19 protein-coding genes are annotated in these 16216 nt (G+C 67.0%); 11 read left to right on the plus strand and 8 right to left on the minus strand.

Annotated elements, in window-relative coordinates; translation table 11 throughout:
* Positions 1-62: 62 nt before the first annotated feature.
* On the minus strand, positions 63-944 hold the full coding sequence (locus tag H4O11_RS15245) for a LysR family transcriptional regulator (protein ID WP_182340329.1): 882 nt from the start codon (positions 942-944) through the stop codon (positions 63-65).
* Between the two features lie 95 nt (positions 945-1039).
* Between H4O11_RS15245 and H4O11_RS15250 the strand changes: the two genes are divergently transcribed.
* Positions 1040-1834, plus strand: coding sequence for a DODA-type extradiol aromatic ring-opening family dioxygenase (locus H4O11_RS15250; protein ID WP_182340331.1), 795 nt, complete (start codon positions 1040-1042; stop codon positions 1832-1834).
* 192 nt (positions 1835-2026) lie between these two features.
* On the plus strand, positions 2027-3673 hold the full coding sequence (locus H4O11_RS15255) for a Na+/H+ antiporter (RefSeq protein ID WP_182340332.1): 1647 nt from the start codon (positions 2027-2029) through the stop codon (positions 3671-3673).
* Between the two features lie 126 nt (positions 3674-3799).
* On the opposite strand, the gene H4O11_RS15260 is transcribed toward H4O11_RS15255, so the two are convergent.
* The gene (locus tag H4O11_RS15260) at positions 3800-4054 is read right to left on the minus strand and encodes a DUF3297 family protein (protein ID WP_182340334.1); all 255 of its coding nucleotides are present in this window, start codon (positions 4052-4054) and stop codon (positions 3800-3802) included.
* A 149-nt stretch (positions 4055-4203) separates the two neighbouring features.
* Here H4O11_RS15260 and H4O11_RS15265 point away from each other — a divergent pair, with 149 nt between their 5' ends.
* On the plus strand, positions 4204-4746 hold the full coding sequence (locus tag H4O11_RS15265) for a DUF6630 family protein (protein ID WP_182340336.1): 543 nt from the start codon (positions 4204-4206) through the stop codon (positions 4744-4746).
* 4 nt (positions 4747-4750) lie between these two features.
* Here the strand turns inward: H4O11_RS15265 and H4O11_RS15270 are convergent, their stop codons facing one another.
* The 3 genes from H4O11_RS15270 to msrB all read right to left on the minus strand — a co-directional run bounded on the left by H4O11_RS15270 (position 4751) and on the right by msrB (position 6128).
* Positions 4751-5029, minus strand: a complete 279-nt coding sequence (locus H4O11_RS15270; RefSeq protein ID WP_182340338.1) for a DUF4031 domain-containing protein — start codon at positions 5027-5029, stop codon at positions 4751-4753.
* Between the two features lie 17 nt (positions 5030-5046).
* A complete protein-coding gene (locus H4O11_RS15275) occupies positions 5047-5568 on the minus strand; it encodes a hypothetical protein (protein ID WP_182340340.1) in 522 nt (173 codons plus the stop codon).
* Positions 5569-5660: 92 nt separating this feature from the next.
* Positions 5661-6128 (minus strand): peptide-methionine (R)-S-oxide reductase MsrB, encoded by a 468-nt coding sequence (msrB, locus tag H4O11_RS15280; RefSeq protein WP_182340342.1) that lies wholly within the window; start codon positions 6126-6128, stop codon positions 5661-5663.
* 124 nt (positions 6129-6252) lie between these two features.
* Between msrB and H4O11_RS15285 the strand changes: the two genes are divergently transcribed.
* Positions 6253-6663: a classical arabinogalactan protein 4 gene (locus tag H4O11_RS15285; RefSeq protein WP_182340344.1), complete on the plus strand. Its 411-nt coding sequence runs from the start codon at positions 6253-6255 to the stop codon at positions 6661-6663.
* Between the two features lie 411 nt (positions 6664-7074).
* Here the strand turns inward: H4O11_RS15285 and H4O11_RS15290 are convergent, their stop codons facing one another.
* Positions 7075-7554 carry an Lrp/AsnC ligand binding domain-containing protein gene (locus H4O11_RS15290; protein WP_182340346.1) on the minus strand — a complete coding sequence of 160 codons (480 nt, stop codon included), beginning with the start codon at positions 7552-7554 and terminating at the stop codon, positions 7075-7077.
* Between the two features lie 148 nt (positions 7555-7702).
* Between H4O11_RS15290 and H4O11_RS15295 the strand changes: the two genes are divergently transcribed.
* Positions 7703-9007: a D-amino acid dehydrogenase gene (locus H4O11_RS15295; protein WP_182340347.1), complete on the plus strand. Its 1305-nt coding sequence runs from the start codon at positions 7703-7705 to the stop codon at positions 9005-9007.
* Positions 8986-10056, plus strand: a complete 1071-nt coding sequence (gene alr / locus H4O11_RS15300) for an alanine racemase (RefSeq protein WP_182340349.1) — start codon at positions 8986-8988, stop codon at positions 10054-10056. Before H4O11_RS15295 ends, alr begins: the two co-directional genes overlap by 22 nt.
* Before the next feature lie 46 nt (positions 10057-10102).
* Here alr and H4O11_RS15305 read toward each other — a convergent pair whose 3' ends face one another.
* The gene (locus H4O11_RS15305; RefSeq protein ID WP_182340351.1) at positions 10103-10675 is read right to left on the minus strand and encodes a DUF3016 domain-containing protein; all 573 of its coding nucleotides are present in this window, start codon (positions 10673-10675) and stop codon (positions 10103-10105) included.
* A 270-nt stretch (positions 10676-10945) separates the two neighbouring features.
* Between H4O11_RS15305 and H4O11_RS15310 the strand changes: the two genes are divergently transcribed.
* Together H4O11_RS15310 and H4O11_RS15315 are read left to right on the plus strand one after the other, a co-directional pair.
* A complete protein-coding gene (locus tag H4O11_RS15310) occupies positions 10946-12907 on the plus strand; it encodes a hybrid sensor histidine kinase/response regulator (RefSeq protein WP_182340353.1) in 1962 nt (653 codons plus the stop codon).
* Positions 12908-12940: 33 nt separating this feature from the next.
* Positions 12941-13234, plus strand: a complete 294-nt coding sequence (locus tag H4O11_RS15315) for a DUF3247 family protein (protein WP_182340355.1) — start codon at positions 12941-12943, stop codon at positions 13232-13234.
* A gap of 42 nt (positions 13235-13276) precedes the next feature.
* Here H4O11_RS15315 and H4O11_RS15320 read toward each other — a convergent pair whose 3' ends face one another.
* A complete protein-coding gene (locus H4O11_RS15320) occupies positions 13277-13540 on the minus strand; it encodes a hypothetical protein (RefSeq protein WP_182340357.1) in 264 nt (87 codons plus the stop codon).
* A gap of 164 nt (positions 13541-13704) precedes the next feature.
* Here H4O11_RS15320 and H4O11_RS15325 point away from each other — a divergent pair, with 164 nt between their 5' ends.
* Genes H4O11_RS15325 through H4O11_RS15335 form a run of 3 tightly spaced genes read left to right on the plus strand, consistent with a single transcriptional unit; the run spans position 13705 to position 16141 of the window.
* Positions 13705-14763, plus strand: coding sequence for a class I SAM-dependent methyltransferase (locus H4O11_RS15325; protein WP_182340359.1), 1059 nt, complete (start codon positions 13705-13707; stop codon positions 14761-14763).
* On the plus strand, positions 14760-15461 hold the full coding sequence (locus tag H4O11_RS15330) for a pseudouridine synthase (RefSeq protein ID WP_182340361.1): 702 nt from the start codon (positions 14760-14762) through the stop codon (positions 15459-15461). Before H4O11_RS15325 ends, H4O11_RS15330 begins: the two co-directional genes overlap by 4 nt.
* Positions 15458-16141, plus strand: a complete 684-nt coding sequence (locus tag H4O11_RS15335; RefSeq protein ID WP_182340363.1) for an HAD-IA family hydrolase — start codon at positions 15458-15460, stop codon at positions 16139-16141. Before H4O11_RS15330 ends, H4O11_RS15335 begins: the two co-directional genes overlap by 4 nt.
* Positions 16142-16216: the final 75 nt, after the last annotated feature.

Below are 16216 nucleotides of genomic sequence, written 5' to 3' on the forward strand. Positions count from 1 at the left end.
CCGGATACCCCAAGCGGCCTGCGCCCGGCGGGTGGGGGCCATCAGATGGGGGACATGACCGATCACAGGCCGGCATCCAGCAAGTGGTCTATGAAGCTGCGTACCTTCGGGGCGAGGTGGCTGCGGCTGGCATACACCGCGTAGATGCCGATCGGCGGTACGTCCCAGCCGGGCAGCACGGGCTGCAGGCGGCCATCGGCCAGTGCCTGTTCCACCAGGAAATCCGGCTGCAGGATGATGCCCAGCCCGGCGATGGCGGCTTCGCGCAGCACGTCCCCGTTGTTGACCCGCAGGCTGCCGCTGACCGCGACGCTGGCTTCGCCGCCAGGCCCGCGCAGCGTCCATTGGTCGCCACCGGTCCAGTAGCTGTAGCCAAGGCAATCATGTGCCGCCAGTTCCTGCGGATGCGTGGGGTGGCCGCGTTGGGCCAGGTAAGCAGGTGATGCACACAGGCGGATCTGCGCTTCCCCCAGGCGCCTGGCGATCAGCGATGGATGCGGTGACCGGGTGATGCGGATCGCCAGGTCGTAGCCCTCTTCGACCATGTCCACCAGCCGGTCGGACAGCGACAGGTCCAGTTCCACCTGCGGATGCGCGGCGCGGTAGCTGGCCAGCAACGGGCCGAGGCGGGCGATGCCATAGCTGACCGGAGCGTTGATGCGCAGTGTCCCTGACGGTACCAACGCCTGGGCGCCGATGCTGGCCTCCAGCGCGTCGAACTCGGCAAGCAGGCGCAGGCACTGGTCGTAGTAGGCCGCGCCGGTGGTGGTCGGGCTGACCCGGCGCGTGGTGCGGTTCAACAGGCGTGTCGACAGGCGCTTCTCCAGCGCTGCGATCTGCCGGGTCACCCCGGCGGTGGACATCCCAAGTGCTTCGGCCGCAGCGCTGAAGCCGTTGCGTTCGACCACGGCGACGAAGACCCGCATGGCGTCCAAGGTGTCCATTGTTTCTTTTCCCGCAATAAACCGGCTCGGCCCATCCTATTTTTCACCGTGGCTGCTGGCAATAAGCTGGCGGCAGGTTCTTCCGAGGTTCCGCCATGACGCTGCTTCCTTCCCTCTATATCTCCCATGGCTCGCCGATGACCGCCCTGCAGCCGGGGCAGGTGGGTGGGCGCTTGGCCGAACTGGCTGCCAGCCTGCCGCGACCGCGTGCGATCGTCATCGCCAGTGCGCACTGGCCCAGCGCGCAACCGCAGGTGGGTGGGCATGCGCAGCCGCCGACCATCCATGATTTCGGTGGCTTTCCCGAGCCGCTGTACCAGATCCAGTACCCCGCACCCGGTGCCCCCATGCTGGCGAACCAGGTACAACAGCTGCTGTCCAGCGCGGGCCTGCCTGCACAGGTGGATGCGCTGCGCGGATTGGACCATGGCGCATGGGTGCCGCTGCGTTTCCTGTATCCGGATGCATCCATTCCGGTGGTGCCGCTGTCGTTGCAGCCCCATCTGGGGCCGTCCCACCAACTGGCGCTGGGCCGTGCGTTGGCCCCCCTGCGCGAACAGGGCGTGCTGCTGGTCGGCTCGGGCAGCATCACCCATAACCTGCACGATTGGCGCAATTACCAGGATGGAAAGGAAGCGCCTTACGTGCGGCCGTTCATTGGCTGGATCGAGGAGCGGCTGGCCGCAGATGATGTCGAGGCATTGCTCGACTACCGCCGGCAGGCACCTTTTGCCGAGCGCGCGCATCCCACCGATGAACACCTGCAGCCGCTGCATTTCGCCATCGGCGCGGCTGGCGAGGGCGCTCTTGGCGCGCAACGCATCGATGCGGGCATCGACATGGGCATGCTGGCGATGGACATCTACCGCTTCGACGGTGCGGGTGCATGATCGGCAGCGGTTGGCTGGCCAGCGGCCCTGCAGGGCGTGGTGATGGCACGGGCTGCAGGCTTTTGCTGTCGCGGCGCTGAGTTGGCAGCCGGCCCGCATGCGCGGAAAGGATGGGGTGTGCTAGTTTTTTCGCATTCATGGCGCTCGGCTTCCCAGCCTCCCCCCTTTCCTGCGCCGTCATCTGGATGATGCATGCACACCATTGAAGTCGTACTGGCGATGTTGGTCGCGGTCGTCGCCAGCGGATACCTGGTCCGGGTCCTGCCGTTCTCGCTGCCGTTGCCGCTGGTACAGATCGCGCTGGGCGCGGTGATTGCCGGGGTATTCAACCGCGGCCACGAACTCGACCCGGAGATGTTTTTCCTGCTGTTCCTGCCGCCGCTGCTGTTCCTGGACGGCTGGCGAATCCCGAAACAGGGCCTGTTCCGGGACAAGGGCGCGATCCTGGAGCTGGCGTTTGGCCTGGTGGTATTCACCGTGCTCGGTGCCGGGCTGCTGATCCATTGGATGATCCCGGTGATGCCGCTGGCGGTCTGCTTCGCGCTGGCCGCGATCATCTCGCCGACCGATCCGGTTGCGGTCGGCGCGATCGCTTCCAAGGCGCCCATCCCGAAGCGGCTGATGCACATCCTGGAAGGCGAGTCGCTGCTCAACGATGCATCCGGCCTGGTCTGCTTCCGCTTCGCCGTGGCGGCGGTGATGACCGGGACGTTCTCGCTGGCCAACGCGTCGCTGACCTTCCTGTGGGTGGCGGTGGCCGGGCTGGCGGTGGGCGTGGCGGTCACCCTGGGCGTGTCCACGTTCCAGCGCTGGTTGTGGCGGCGCTTCGGCGAAGAACCCGGCGCGGCGATGCTGGTGAACCTGCTGATCCCCTTCGCTGCCTACCTGCTGGCCGAAGAAGTCAACGCGTCAGGCATCCTGGCAGCGGTGGCGGCCGGCATCACGATGAGTTACGTCGAACTGACCGGACGCGTTTCCGGCAGCATGCGCGTGCAGCGTTCGGCGGTGTGGAACATGCTGCAGTTCAGCTTCAACGGCATCATGTTCGTGTTGCTGGGCGAACAGCTGCCGGGCATCGTCGAGCGTGCGATCGACACGATGAGCGAGAGTGGCCACCAGAATCCATGGTGGCTGGCGGTGTACGTGGTGGTGATCAACCTGGCGTTGATCCTGCTGCGCTTGCTGTGGGTATGGCTTTCGCTGCGCTGGAACCTGCTGCGCGCGCGCCGTCGCGGGCAGGCGCAGAACGAGGCGCCAAGCTGGCGCATCGTGGTGGCTACCTCGGTGGCCGGTGTCCGGGGTGCGATCACCCTGGCCGGCGTGCTGACGCTGCCGCTGTTGCTGCCCAGTGGCGCTCCCTTCCCGGCACGCGACCTGGTGATCTTCCTGGCGGCGGCGGTGATCCTGTTCTCGCTGGTGGGCGCCAGCGTGGCCCTGCCGCAGTTGCTGAAGGGGTTGCAGATGCCGGCCGATCCGGGCGAACGCAAGGAAGAGGACGTGGCGCGCAAGCTGGCTTCCAAGGCGGCGTTGGCCGGCGTGGAGCGGATGCGCCAGCAACTGGTGCAGAACCAGACCACCGACAACGTGCAGCTGTACAACGATGCAGCGTCGCGGGTGAGCCTGCTGTACCAGCGCAACCTGGAAAAGGAAAACGGCCCGGATGCGGACCCGGAGAAGGTGCGGCGGATGGAGCGTGGCTACCGGCAGCTGCGTGGCGCGGGGCTGACGGCCGAGCGCGAGGAACTGTTCCGGTTGACCCGCCGCGGGGTGATCTCCGATGAGATCTCGCGCAAGCTGATCCGTAACCTGGACCTGCTGGAAGCCCGCCAGCGGGAATGATGGCGGGTGCCCTCGCGGTAGCGCAGTAGCGCCGAGCCATGCTCGGCGGCTTCCGGTCCAGCAACCGCGATGCCAGGGGCAGCCGGCCGGGCATGGCTCGGCGCTACCCGCCTCCGTCGCCGTCGGTCAGGCGTCCTGCGGCTTCAGGTCGAGGTAGCGCACGTCGACCGTGCCCTTGATCTTCAGGGTCATCGGGTTGCCGCGGCGGTCGCGGGCCTTGCCGGCCTGCACGCGGATCCAGCCTTCGCTGACCGAATATTCCTCGACGTCATTGCGCTCGATGTCGTTGAAACGGACGCCGACGCCGCGCTCCAGCGCCTGCGCATCGTGGAAGGGGCTGGCCGGGTTGATGGCCAGGTGGTCGGGAGGGGTATCGCTCATTTCAGGATTCACTGTGACGGCCACCACGGCCGGCTTCATGCGGTAAAGGATACCCGGCCCGGGCGCCTGCCCCAATCGTGGCGCTTCCGGCGCCGGCCGCGAGGCCTCAGAATGCGTGGCCCCGCTCCACGAACACCAGGACTCCGACCATGCCCGACAACAGCGATTATTTCGACTTCGAGGAAGATGCCCACGATTTCGACGAAGACGACTTCGAAGCGCGGGTCTGGAACCTGCTGGCGCTGATCAATCCCGGTGACGAGGAGCTGGCGCTGCAGCAGTTCAATCGCTGGCGCGAGCTGCTGGCCGAGCAGGGCGAACCGCTGGAGGCCGGCAGCGACTGGCTGCCGTCGCTGTTCAGCGCGATCGGCTGGCAGAGCGGCTTCGAGGTGGAGCGTGATGACCTGGATGCGCTGATGTCGGCGGTCAATGAACTGTCCGCGCGCTTCAACCTGCAATTGGACTGGGGCGGCGACCTGGATGATGAGGACTTTGCCGCCGGGCTGGACGGGGTGCAGCTGATGTCCACTGCCTTCGACCGCCTGCGCGAGCGGAATTACACGCTATGGAGCGTGGATGCCGGCAGCGATGGCTTCACCGCCTGGATGGCACTGACCCGCGATGACGATGCGATGCTGGCACTGTGTTCGCTGTTGAACGTGGAAGTGCGGCTGGGCAGCGATCCGTTCTGACCTGTCACCGCTGCCGGTATTGCGCACGGGCGTTGGCGATGACGGCCTTCAGCAGGGCACGATCGGTGTGCCGCGAGATCGGCCGCGCGCCCAGCGCGATCGCCTTTTCGCGCAGCGGTGCGGGGACATCGTAGTGGGCGCCGCTGGCGAGGTCCTGGAACGCTCGCCGCGGGATGCCGAGCTGCATGGCCATGGCGTGCAGCTCGGGCAAGGTGTCGGCCATCAGGTGCGCCCAGCGCTCGCCGCGCCAGGGATGCACTGCATCGTCGATGTAGACCGTCACCGTAGCGTCGCCTGGGCTCAGGCCTGCGGCTTCTCGTCCGCAGCTGCCGGTGCTTCGGCAGGGGTTTCCACGGCAGCCTCTGCATCTGCATCAGCCACGTCGGCATCAGCCGCGACATCGGCTGCTTCCAGCGCTTCGCCAGCGGCGTCTTCGGCATCGATGGTGTCGAATTCCGCGGCCAGCTCGTCCAGGTAGGCGTCGGCGTCGAGGTTCTTCTCCGCCGCGACTGCGTTGATCATCGCGCCCAGGCCTTCGGAGTACTGCAGTTCGACGATGCGGCCTTCCTTGCCCTGCACGTTGGCGAGGTGCTTGAGCATGGCCAGCATCGGCATCGGATCGTCAGCGTTGCCCATGGTCTGGCCGCCGATGGAAAGCAGCCACTGACGGCCCTGCAGGCCGATGGCGGCGACCACCTGGCCTTCTTCGTTGGTCAGCACGGCGTGGTTCTGCACCTGCTGCTGGTCGCCCAGGCGCAGGAACGGACGCTTGGCCTGCTGCTTCTTGCGCTTGTCGCGCTTTGCTTTGGACAGCTTGGACATGGGATGGGGCTACCTGCAAAAGGAAAGACGACCATTGTAAGGGGCCATCGCAGGCCGCGCTCAGCAGCGTGGGGACGGGGCCTGGTACGGAATCAGCCTGCCTGCCCGGCTTCGGCCCCGCCACGCTGCAGTGGATCGGGATACGGCTCTCCATTCGCGGTGAACGACAGTGAGACCGAGTTCATGCAGTGGCGTTCAAAGGTGGGCGGTGGGCCGTCGGGGAACACGTGGCCAAGATGGCTGCCGCAACGCGCGCAGGTCACCTCGGTGCGGATCATGCCGTGGCTGACATCGCGGATTTCACGCACGTGTTCCGGCGCGAAAGGAGCGAAGAAGCTGGGCCAGCCGGTGCCGGAATCGAACTTGGTGCTGGAACGGAACAACGGCAGGGCGCACAGGCGGCAGCAGTAGACGCCGTCGCGCTTGTTGTCCAGGAACACGCCGCAGAACGGCGCTTCGGTACCGTGCTGGAGCAGCACGCGCGCTTCATCTGGGCTGAGGCTGGCGACCAACGCCTGGCGCTGTGCGTCGGTGGGGGGCGTGAGATCGAAGTCGCTCATGCGGGTTCTCCTGGGGGATGCAGTGCAGATGGGGCCTGCGCTGCCGTCATGCAAGCGTGGGCCATTCATGGCGGGCACACGGAAAGCGCTGCATCCTGCAGTTCTTCGACGCTGGAGTCGTGCCATGAACCGTTCACCGATCCTGTTGCTGGGACTGCTGCTGCCTGTGATGGCGTCGGCGCAGATCGCTTCGCCGTCCAGCCCGACCTCCACCCGCGGCGCCACCCAGGTGACCGCGCCGCCGCAGCCGCCGGCTCCGCAGCCGGCCAGGCCGGTGCAGCCTGCGCCGCCATCGCCGGTGCAGGCACCGCGTCCCATCGCCGCGCCGCCGCCAGCGGCCGGGCCGATCCGCAGCACTGGTCCGGCCCAGGTGGCGCCGCGGCCGGCAAGCACGGCACCGGCGAAAGTCTATGACCGCGATGGGCGCATCATTCCTGGGGTGAAGCCGGCCGGCCAGAACCGGGTATTCGACTCGCGCACTGGCCGCTATTACGACAGCGTGCCGCAGGGTACGGATTCGAAGATCAAGCCCTGATCGAGCAACAGCAACAGCAACAGCTAACGTCAAAAGCAACAGCTGCAGGGCTGGGGGTTGGTAGGGCGGGGTGGGTTGGCGGGACGCGCCGTGAACCCGTCCATGGGGGCTCCTGTTCGGCTCCTGCCTCACAAGGTCCCGCCAACCCACCCCGACCCCCCTTCGACAGGTCCATGCGGCGTCGGATAGCGCCGGGCCATGCCCGGCGGAATGGGGTGATGGGGATGGGTAGAGCGGGTCCATGACCCGCTGCTCTTGTTTCCGGTGCCGCGCCAACGGCAGCGGGGCATGGCCCCGCTCTACCATTTTTTTCTTGCGCGGCAGGCGGCCACCCGCCCGGCCACCCCCCCAGATGCAGCCCGAAAGCCCACCAGCCGCGAGGGGGCTCCGCCCGTTCGACCACCCCCGCGGTCAATCGGGTACCGGCAGGCTCCAGGTCTCCTTCACCTCTTCCATCACGATGTAACTCTTGGACTCACGCACGTGTGGCAGGGTCAGCAGGGTGCTGCCCAGCAACTTGCGATAGGAGGCCATCTCGCTGATGCGGGCCTTCAGCAGGTAATCGAAGTCGCCCGATACCAGGTGGCATTCCAGCACGTTTGGCAGCTTCAGCGCCGAGCGGCGGAACTCCTCGAAGATGTCGCCGGATTTGTAGGCCAGGCTGATCTCGACGAAGACCAGCAGGCTGGCTTTCAGCGCGGTCGGATCCAGATGGGCGTGGTAACCGGTGATGATGCGTTCGCGCTCCAGCCGCCGCACGCGCTCGGTGCATGGGGTGGTCGACAGTCCGACGCGTTCGCCCAGCTCGGTGAAGGAAATCCGGCCTTCGTCCTGCAGGATGCGCAGGATCTTCCTGTCAATTTTGTCCAGGTCACGGGTGCGCGATGCCATGCCTTCGCCTTTGAATGTTGTATTTCAGTGGAATATCCTGCTCTGCTTTCAAAAATCGAGCAAATACGCTGGCTTGTGCTGACTATACTTCCCTGATTATGGTCCCGGCGTGCTTCTGCGCAGGGGAATGATCGGGTTGGAGAGTCACATGCGCGTACTGATCCTCGGCAGCGGCGTCATCGGCACCACCAGTGCCTGGTACCTGCGCCAGGCGGGTTTCGAAGTCACGGTCGTCGACCGCCAGCCCGGTCCGGCGCTGGAAACCAGTTTTGCCAATGCCGGCCAGCTGTCGTTCGGCTATACCTCGCCGTGGGCGGCACCCGGCGTGCCGAGGAAGGCCATCGGCTGGCTGTTCGAGAAGCACGCGCCGTTGGCGATCCGGCCGGGCATGGACCTGGCCCAGTACCGTTGGCTGTGGCGGATGCTGCGCAACTGTACGCACGAGCGTTATGCCATCAACAAGGCGCGCATGGTGCGCATGTCCGAATACAGCCGCGACTGCCTGAACCAGCTGCGCGAGGAAACCGGCATCGATTACGAAGGCCGTGAGCTGGGCACCACGCAGCTGTTCCGCACCCAGCAGCAACTGGATGCTTCCGCGCAGGACATCGAAGTGCTGGCCCAGTACGGCGTGCCCTACGAAGTGCTGGATCGCGCCGGCATCATCGCCGCCGAGCCGGCGCTGGCCCACGTGGACGGGTTGGTTGGTGCGCTGCGCCTGCCGCGCGACCAGACCGGCGACTGCCAGCTGTTCACCCGTCGGCTGGCGGCGATGGCGGCCGCAGCAGGGGTGGAATTCCGCTACGACGTGGATATCGCCGGCGTGGAGCACGATGGCGACCGCATCACCGGCGTGCGGGTGGACGGCAAGCTGGAAACCGCTGATCGCTACGTGGTGGCGCTGGGCAGTTATTCGCCGGCGCTGGTGGCACCGTTGGGACTGGACCTGCCGGTATATCCGCTGAAGGGCTACTCGCTGACCCTGCCGATCACCGACCCGGCCATGGCGCCGACGTCGACCATCCTCGACGAAAGCTACAAGGTGGCGGTGACCCGCTTCGACAACCGGATCCGCGTGGGCGGCATGGCCGAGGTGGCCGGCTTCGACCTGTCCCTGTCCCCGCGCCGCCGGCAGACGCTGGAGCTGGTAGTAGGCGACCTGTACCCGAAGGGCGGTGACCTGTCGCGCGCGGAGTTCTGGACCGGGCTGCGTCCGGCCACGCCGGATGGCACGCCGGTGATCGGTGCCACGCCCTTCCGCAACCTGTTCCTCAACACCGGGCATGGCACGCTGGGCTGGACCATGGCCTGTGGATCCGGGCGTTACCTGGCCGACCTCATGAGTGCGCGCCAGCCGCAGATCAGCACCGAAGGCCTGGACATCTTCCGTTACGGCGGCAAGGCCATTGCATCGCATGTGGAGAGCCGCGAATGCGCCCTGCCCGTGCGTTGATCGACCTGCAGGCGCTGCGCAGCAATTACCGGCTGGCACGCGAACTGGGTGGTGGCAAGGCGTTGGCGGTGGTCAAGGCCGATGCCTACGGCCACGGCGCGGTGCGCTGTGCGCAGGCGCTGGAGGCCGATGCCGATGGTTTTGCGGTGGCCGCGATCGAGGAAGCACTGGAACTGCGGGCAGCGGGTATCCGTGCGCCGATCCTGTTGCTGGAAGGCTTCTTCGAGGCCAGCGAATTGCCGCTGATCGCCGAACACGACCTGTGGACGGCGGTTGGCTCGCCCTGGCAGGTGGATGCATTGGCGGCATATGAGGGACCGGCGGCCATCACGGTGTGGTTGAAGCTGGACAGCGGCATGCACCGGTTGGGGCTGGACGTGGCGGCATTCCGGGCGGCGCACGCACGGCTTTCGGCGCTGCCGCAGGTGGCTGGCGTAGTCATGATGACCCACCTGGCGCGCGCCGACGAGCTGGACAGCGAGCGGACCCATGAGCAGGCCGCGACTTTCGCCGAGGCGATCAAGGGCCTGCCTGGCGAGACCAGCGTGTGCAATTCGCCGGCGCTGCTGGGCTGGCCCGACGTACGCAGCGACTGGGTGCGCCCGGGCCTGATGCTGTATGGCGCCAATCCGCTGGCTGCAGCGTCTGCGCTGACCGCCCGCCTGCGGCCGGTGATGAACATGCGGTCAAAGGTGATCGCCGAACGCTGGATCGAAGCGGGCGAGCCGGTGGGTTATGGCGCGCGTTTCGTCGCCAGCGAGCGCACCCGTGTTGGCGTGGTGGCGATGGGATATGCGGACGGTTACCCGCAGTTCGCGCCCAACGGCACGCCGGTGGTGATCGATGGCCAGCCGGGCGTGCTGATCGGGCGGGTGTCGATGGACATGCTGACGGTGGACCTGACCACGCATCCGCAGGCAGGCGTGGGCAGCGACGTGGAGTTGTGGGGAGGGCAGGCACTCAGCCTGTCCGAACTGGCTCCGCGCTGCGGAGTCAGTGCCTACCAGCTGCCATGCGCGGTGAAACGGGTACGGCGCGAGTACGCTTGAAGAAGGGCCGATCCCCGGCGGGGATGCGGCCCTGGGCCCCTGGGCATCAGTTCGCGGCGATCTGCTTGGCCAGGTCGCGGCGCACCCAGTCGTCGATCAGCTTCTTCTCATAGCGCAGCGGGTCGCTGTCGCCCTGCCTCCCGGTGCCGCCGTGCAGGAAGCCGGAATCGCGCAGGGTCGCCTCGCCTTGGTCCAGGACCTGGCCGTCGCCGCCCTTCAACGTATATTCGAACTGGATGCGCGGCGGATAGATGTCACGCAGGATCCGGATGTCGTTGGCACGCGGTCCGTGCCAGGGCTCGAAATCACCGGCGCGCTTGATGTCCACCATCGTGATGTCCAGCGTCTGGCCAGGTTGCAGCGTCTTGGTGGCCGCGCTGCGGAACTGCTTGGCCAACTGCTGGACCCAGTCGCCGCGTTCGGCCTCGAAGCGGTTCGGGCTGTTGCGCAGCTCGGTGAACGTGCGTGGATCGTTCCACTGCACGCTGACGGGACCTTCAGCCTGCAGCGCACGGGGGGCCTGCGGGTCGGTGACGGTGCGCGGGGCGGCAATGGCCGTGGCGGCCAGCATGGCGAGCGAGCCTGCCAGCAGCAGGCGGTGAAGCGAGAGACGGCTCATGACCTGACTCCAGGCGCCGTAGCACGGCGCGATTATCGTGTAACTGCAGTGTGGGCCCGCATGCAGGGCGGAACAAGCGCCTGCGGCCGCCACGCCGGCGTGCCGCTTAGTGGCAATTCATCACCGTGGACATGACCATTGGTGCTTGACGCTGCGAATACGCTGTCTGGACCATGCTATGTCCCTGTTACCGGCTTGCGCACGCCCTTGTCCCCAGTCAATTCAATCCTGGAAACACTGCCCCGACCTTCCCTGGCCGGCCAAGGCTCCATGCATGGCGAACTGCTGGACCAGATGAATGCCGGTTTCTGCGTCCTCCAGGTGTTGTTCGAGGGGGACCGACCGGTGGACTATGTCTTCCTCGAAGTGAACGACGCCTTCGAGCGCCATACCGGCCTGGTGGACGCGGTGGGCAAGCGCATGATGCAACTGGAGCCGAACCACGAATCGGAGTGGCTGCGCATCTATGGACATGTGGCGCGTACCGGTGAGCCGACGCAGTTCGAGCTGGAAGCCAAGGCGCTGGGACGGTCCTATTCGGTGGATGCGGTACGCGTCGGTGCTGCGGGAGAGAACAAGGTCGGCGTGCTGTTCTTCGACGTCAGCGTACGCAAGCGCATGGAAGGCGAGCTGGGTGAAAGCGAAGCGCGTTTCAGCGCCTTGGCCGATGGCCTGCCGATGCCTGTCTGGGTGCTGGATGCGCAGGGCCACGCACGCTTCGTCAACAGTGCCTTCACCGAGTTCTTCGGCGGTGACGAGAACCGGGTGCCGGAAGACGTCTGGCGCGGCCTGGTGCATCCGGATGACGCCTCCGTGTTCGATTATGAGCTGCGCGAGGCACTGGCTGCGCAGCGTTCGATGCAGACGCTGGTTCGCGCGCGGCGCGCCGACGGCGAGTGGCGCTGGCTGGAGATGAATGCCCGGCCACGGTTTTCCAGGGCCGGCCATTTCATCGGCCTGGCAGGAAGCAGTCCGGACGTCACCGAGCGCCGCGAGATCGAACTGGCGCGCGAGGAGTTGTTGCAGTCCGAACGCGCGGCGCGCAGTGCGGCGGAAAACACCGCGCGGTTGAAGGACGAATTCCTGGCCACGCTGTCGCATGAGCTGCGTACGCCGCTGACGACCATCCTGGGCTGGAGCGAACTGCTGCTGCAGCGCGTGGACGCCGACAGCCCGCTGCGCAAGGGACTGGGTGTTATCGCCAGCAGCGCCACCGCACAGAAGCGGCTGATCTCGGACATGCTGGACCTGAGCAGCATGCTGCTGGGCAAGGTGCAACTGGAAGTGGAAGTGCTGGACCTGTGCGACCAGATGCGCGAAGCGATGGGCGCGCAGGAACTGGTGGCCGAAGGCAAGGCGCTGGACGTCAGCCTGGAACTGCCCGAAGGGCCCTGCCTGGTACTGGGCGATGCCACGCGCATGCAGCAGGTGCTGTGGAACCTGATGTCCAATGCGATCAAATTCACCCCTGCCGAGGGCAAGGTGAAGCTGCGCCTGGAGGACGCCGCCGATGGCTGGCAGATGACCGTGCAGGACAGTGGTGATGGCATCGCGCCTGAATTCCTCAACCATCTGTTCGGACGTTTCCGCCAGGCCGACGGGACCACCACGCGCCGCCATGGCGGGCTGGGCCTGGGGCTGGCGATCGTGCAGCAGCTGGTGGAACTGCACGGCGGCACGGTGACCGCCGCCAGCGATGGCCATGGCCACGGTGCCACCTTCACCGTACGGCTGCCGCGCTACCAGCCTGGGCAGAACGCGCGCCCGCTGCGCGAGGTGGTCAGTGGCGGGCCGATCATCGAGGCGGTGATCGAACCCTATCCGCTGCGCGGCCTGCACGTGCTGGCGGTGGAAGACCAGGTGGAAGTGCTGGAATACCTGCGTCGCATGCTGGAGGAGCAGGGGGCATCGGTGACCGCCGCCGCATCGGCAGGGGAGGCGCTGGCGCTGCTGGCCGAGAACCAGCATGAAGAGTTCGACGTGCTGCTGACCGATATCGGCATGCCGGGCATGGATGGCTATGGCCTGATCCGCACGCTGCGCGAAGACATGGCCGTGGATGCCGATGCATTGCCTGCGGTGGCGGTAACGGCGCTGGCACGTGCCGACGACCGCCGTCGCGCGCTGGCATCGGGCTTCCAGGAGCATGTCGCCAAACCGTACTCGGTGGCCCAGCTGGTGTCCGCGGTACGCCATGTGCGCGCGCCGCCGACGCGCGCCGCGTTGCATTGAACATCCACGATACCCGGAGAGGTTGACGCCGCCATGTCCCGTACCGCGCCCCGCATCCATCTCGACCCGGCCCGCATCGCTGCGCTGGAAGCCCTGCTACCGCAGCTCAATGATGGAACGCGTGTCGAGCTGACCCTGTCCGACGGGCGCCGCGTGCTGGGGACCGTGGCGGTGCGGCCGACGCTGCAGCAGTACCGCGACGCCGGCGGTGACGAAGGCAGCAACGGACAACTGCGGCTGGACGACCTGGACACGCCGGTGCAGCAGCACGTGGTGTGGCTGGACGAAATAGCGGCCATTCGCACGCTGCCGCCGATCGCCGGCTAGCGCAGCCAGCGACTGCCCTGGCCGGCGCGCTTCGGCCCCCGGTCAATGCTCGAACAGGGACGCCTCCGCCTCGAAGCGGCGTTCGTACGCCCTTTCGTCGGCGACCCGGGTCACTTCCTCATCTGCCATGTCCGGGGCCCCGTACACCGCATAGGCCACGCTGCCGTCTGCCGTCTTGCCGAGCTGGTGCAGCCGATAGCGTGAATGCCCGCCACCGGTGTCCTGGGGGTAATGCACCGGCGGATGGCTGCCCTCCAGATCCATTTCGCTGTTGTCGACCACGCCACCGACGAACAAAGCACGCATGGGATATCTCCTTGGATTCGAGGGGTCCCTTACCCTGACCGCTGGTGCGTTCGCGCCGCATCAAGGGGACGTTTGCATTTCGCAAAGCCGCGCCGCGCCGCCAAGCTGCGGGTGGCGACCCGGTACAATGGGTGCCCCCCGAGATACCAAGGCTTACCCGCCCGATGGCCGCCCGTGACGATGCTCCGCTGCAGACCCTGTTCCTGCCGTTCGCCCAAGGGCAGCTGCGCTGGCCCGAAGGCCCGGTGGCTTTCCTGCGTGCGCGTGATGGTTGGCCATTGCGCGAGCACGCGCAGGGCCGGGACTTGAGCTGCGAGCAGAGCTTCGCCCCGTTCGCGCAGGCGCTGCAATCGGCTGGCTGGCAGGTTTCACCGCGGCTGGGCGAAGACCAGGCCGGCCGCTTCGGCGTGGTGCTGGTGCTGCCCCCGCGGCAGCGCGACGAGGCCCGCGCCCTGTTCGCCCGTGCGCTGCAACTGCTGGCACCGGGCGGCGTGGTCGTGGCCTGCCAGTCCAACGACGAAGGGGCACGCTCGGGTGAGGGCGATTTCAAGCAGTTGACCGGCCTGGGCGGCAGCCTGGCCAAGAACCATTGCCGGGTGTACTGGAGCGCTCCGGCGCAGGGCCAGCATGACGCGGCGCTGGCCGAACGCTGGGCCACGTTGGATGCGCCACGGAAGATCCTTGGCGGGCGCTTCACCAGCCGCCCCGGCGTATTCGCCTGGGACCGTACCGATCCTGCCTCCGTGCTGCTGGCCGAGAACCTGCCGGCCGACCTGGCAGGACGTGCGGCCGACCTGGGCGCCGGTTATGGCTATCTTTCCCGCGAGCTGCTGGAGCGCTGCCCGAAGATCACCGCGCTGGACCTGTATGAAGCGGAGGCGCGCGCGCTGGACTTGGCGCGGGTCAACCTGGCCGAGCCGCCGCGCGCGCTGCCCCTGCAGTTCCTGTGGCGCGATGTCACCGCCGGCATCGAACCGGGGTACGACGTCATCATCAGCAATCCGCCGTTCCACACGCCTTCCCGCGAAAACCGCCCGGACATCGGCCAGCGCTTCATTGCCGTGGCGGCGCAGGCGCTGAAGCGGGGAGGACGGCTGTTCGTGGTGGCCAACCGCCATCTCCCTTATGAGCACGTGCTCAACGACAGTTTCGGCACGGTGCGGGTGATCGCCGAGCGCGACGGCTTCAAGCTGCTCGAGGCGGTGCGTGGAGGCAGCCGGTGAAACTGGTCAAGCTGATCGCCAACCTCGGATATGGCAGCCGCAAGCAGGTGCAGTGGTTGTTCCGCGAAGGCCGTGTCACCGATGCCGACGGCGAGGTGCTGTACGCCGACGACCAGGTGGCGCATGAAGCGATCCGCGTCGACGGCGAGCCGCTGGATCCCCCCGTTGGCCTCACCATCGCGTTGTCGAAGCCACGCGGAGTCACCTGCTCGACCAAGGACAAGGGACGGCTGGTCTACGACCTGCTGCCACCGCGCTTCCGCGACCGCGACCCGGTGCTGTCCACGGTGGGGCGCCTGGATCGCGATACCAGTGGCCTGCTGCTGCTGACCGACGATGGCCTGCTGCTGCACCGGATCATCTCGCCCAAGGCCAGGCTGCCGAAGGTGTACGAGGTGGAGTTGGCCGAAGACCTGCGTGGTGATGAAGTGGCGTTGTTTTCCAGCGGCACCCTGATGCTGGAATCGGAGAAGACGCCGTTGTTGCCGGCCGAGCTGGAAGTGCTGGGCCCGCGCAACGCGCGGCTGGTCCTGCACGAGGGCCGTTACCACCAGGTGCGGCGGATGTTCGCCGCCGCCGGCAACCACGTGCAGGCGCTGCATCGCAGCCGCGTCGGCGGGCTTGGCCTGGAAGGGTTGGAAGAGGGACAGTGGCGCCAGCTGGGTGCGGCCGACCTGGAAACCCTGTTCGCGCCGTGAGTGCCGTCGCCGCTTTGCCTTATCGTCCCGACGCCGTGATCTTCGACATGGACGGCTTGATGATCGACAGCGAGCGGGTGTCGATCGGCTGCTGGAACCAGGCTGCGCTGGAGTTGCAGGTTCCGCTGCCGGAGGGCTTCTTCCTGCACATGGTGGGGCTCGGTGAGCGCGATTGCCGCGTGCTGCTGCAGCGCCACGTCGATGGCGCCGGGCGCATCGACGCATTGTTCGCCCGCTGCCACCAGCTGTACGAAGAACGCACGCAGGCGGGACTGCCGTTGCGCCCCGGCATCATCGAACTGCTGGACCTGCTGCAGGCAAACGGCATGCCGCGCGCAGTGGCGACCTCCACCCGGCAACCGCGCGCCAACCGCAAGCTGGCGGCCAGCGGATTGCTGCCGTACTTCGACGCGGTGGTGACCAGCAGCGATGTGCAGCATCCCAAGCCGGCGCCGGACATCTACCTGCTTGCCGCGCAGCGGCTGGAACAGCACCCTGCGCGCTGCCTTGCACTGGAGGATTCGCCGGCCGGTACGCGTGCTGCGCTGGCTGCCGGCATGACCGTGATCCAGGTGCCGGACCTGGTGCATCCGGACACGGCCCAGCGCGCGCTGGGCCATCGCATCGTCGATTCACTGCACGATGCGCGGGCGCTGTTGGTGCCCTGGCTGGTTGCATGACCCGGTAGAGCGGGGCCATGCCCCGCTGCATTGCGATCGGCCATGTAGCAGGCTGGTGCCGTCGATCCGCTCCGG

Origin of the sequence: Stenotrophomonas tumulicola, assembly GCF_014117215.1 — a bacterium.
Taxonomy (GTDB): Bacteria; Pseudomonadota; Gammaproteobacteria; order Xanthomonadales; family Xanthomonadaceae; genus Stenotrophomonas; species Stenotrophomonas tumulicola.

Coding starts and splice junctions, on each gene's coding strand:
- H4O11_RS15285 (WP_182340344.1), top strand. CDS start 6,253: ATGAACCGTTCACCGATCCTGTTGCTGGGACTGCTGCTGCCTGTGATG.
- H4O11_RS15260 (WP_182340334.1), bottom strand. CDS start 4,054: ATGAGCGATACCCCTCCCGACCACCTGGCCATCAACCCGGCCAGCCCC.
- H4O11_RS15305 (WP_182340351.1), bottom strand. CDS start 10,675: ATGAGCCGTCTCTCGCTTCACCGCCTGCTGCTGGCAGGCTCGCTCGCC.
- H4O11_RS15245 (WP_182340329.1), bottom strand. CDS start 944: ATGGACACCTTGGACGCCATGCGGGTCTTCGTCGCCGTGGTCGAACGC.
- H4O11_RS15255 (WP_182340332.1), top strand. CDS start 2,027: ATGCACACCATTGAAGTCGTACTGGCGATGTTGGTCGCGGTCGTCGCC.
- H4O11_RS15320 (WP_182340357.1), bottom strand. CDS start 13,540: ATGCGTGCTTTGTTCGTCGGTGGCGTGGTCGACAACAGCGAAATGGAT.
- H4O11_RS15265 (WP_182340336.1), top strand. CDS start 4,204: ATGCCCGACAACAGCGATTATTTCGACTTCGAGGAAGATGCCCACGAT.
- H4O11_RS15310 (WP_182340353.1), top strand. CDS start 10,946: ATGCATGGCGAACTGCTGGACCAGATGAATGCCGGTTTCTGCGTCCTC.
- H4O11_RS15295 (WP_182340347.1), top strand. CDS start 7,703: ATGCGCGTACTGATCCTCGGCAGCGGCGTCATCGGCACCACCAGTGCC.
- H4O11_RS15325 (WP_182340359.1), top strand. CDS start 13,705: ATGGCCGCCCGTGACGATGCTCCGCTGCAGACCCTGTTCCTGCCGTTC.
- H4O11_RS15315 (WP_182340355.1), top strand. CDS start 12,941: ATGTCCCGTACCGCGCCCCGCATCCATCTCGACCCGGCCCGCATCGCT.
- H4O11_RS15250 (WP_182340331.1), top strand. CDS start 1,040: ATGACGCTGCTTCCTTCCCTCTATATCTCCCATGGCTCGCCGATGACC.
- H4O11_RS15290 (WP_182340346.1), bottom strand. CDS start 7,554: ATGGCATCGCGCACCCGTGACCTGGACAAAATTGACAGGAAGATCCTG.
- alr (WP_182340349.1), top strand. CDS start 8,986: ATGCGCCCTGCCCGTGCGTTGATCGACCTGCAGGCGCTGCGCAGCAAT.
- msrB (WP_182340342.1), bottom strand. CDS start 6,128: ATGAGCGACTTCGATCTCACGCCCCCCACCGACGCACAGCGCCAGGCG.
- H4O11_RS15275 (WP_182340340.1), bottom strand. CDS start 5,568: ATGTCCAAGCTGTCCAAAGCAAAGCGCGACAAGCGCAAGAAGCAGCAG.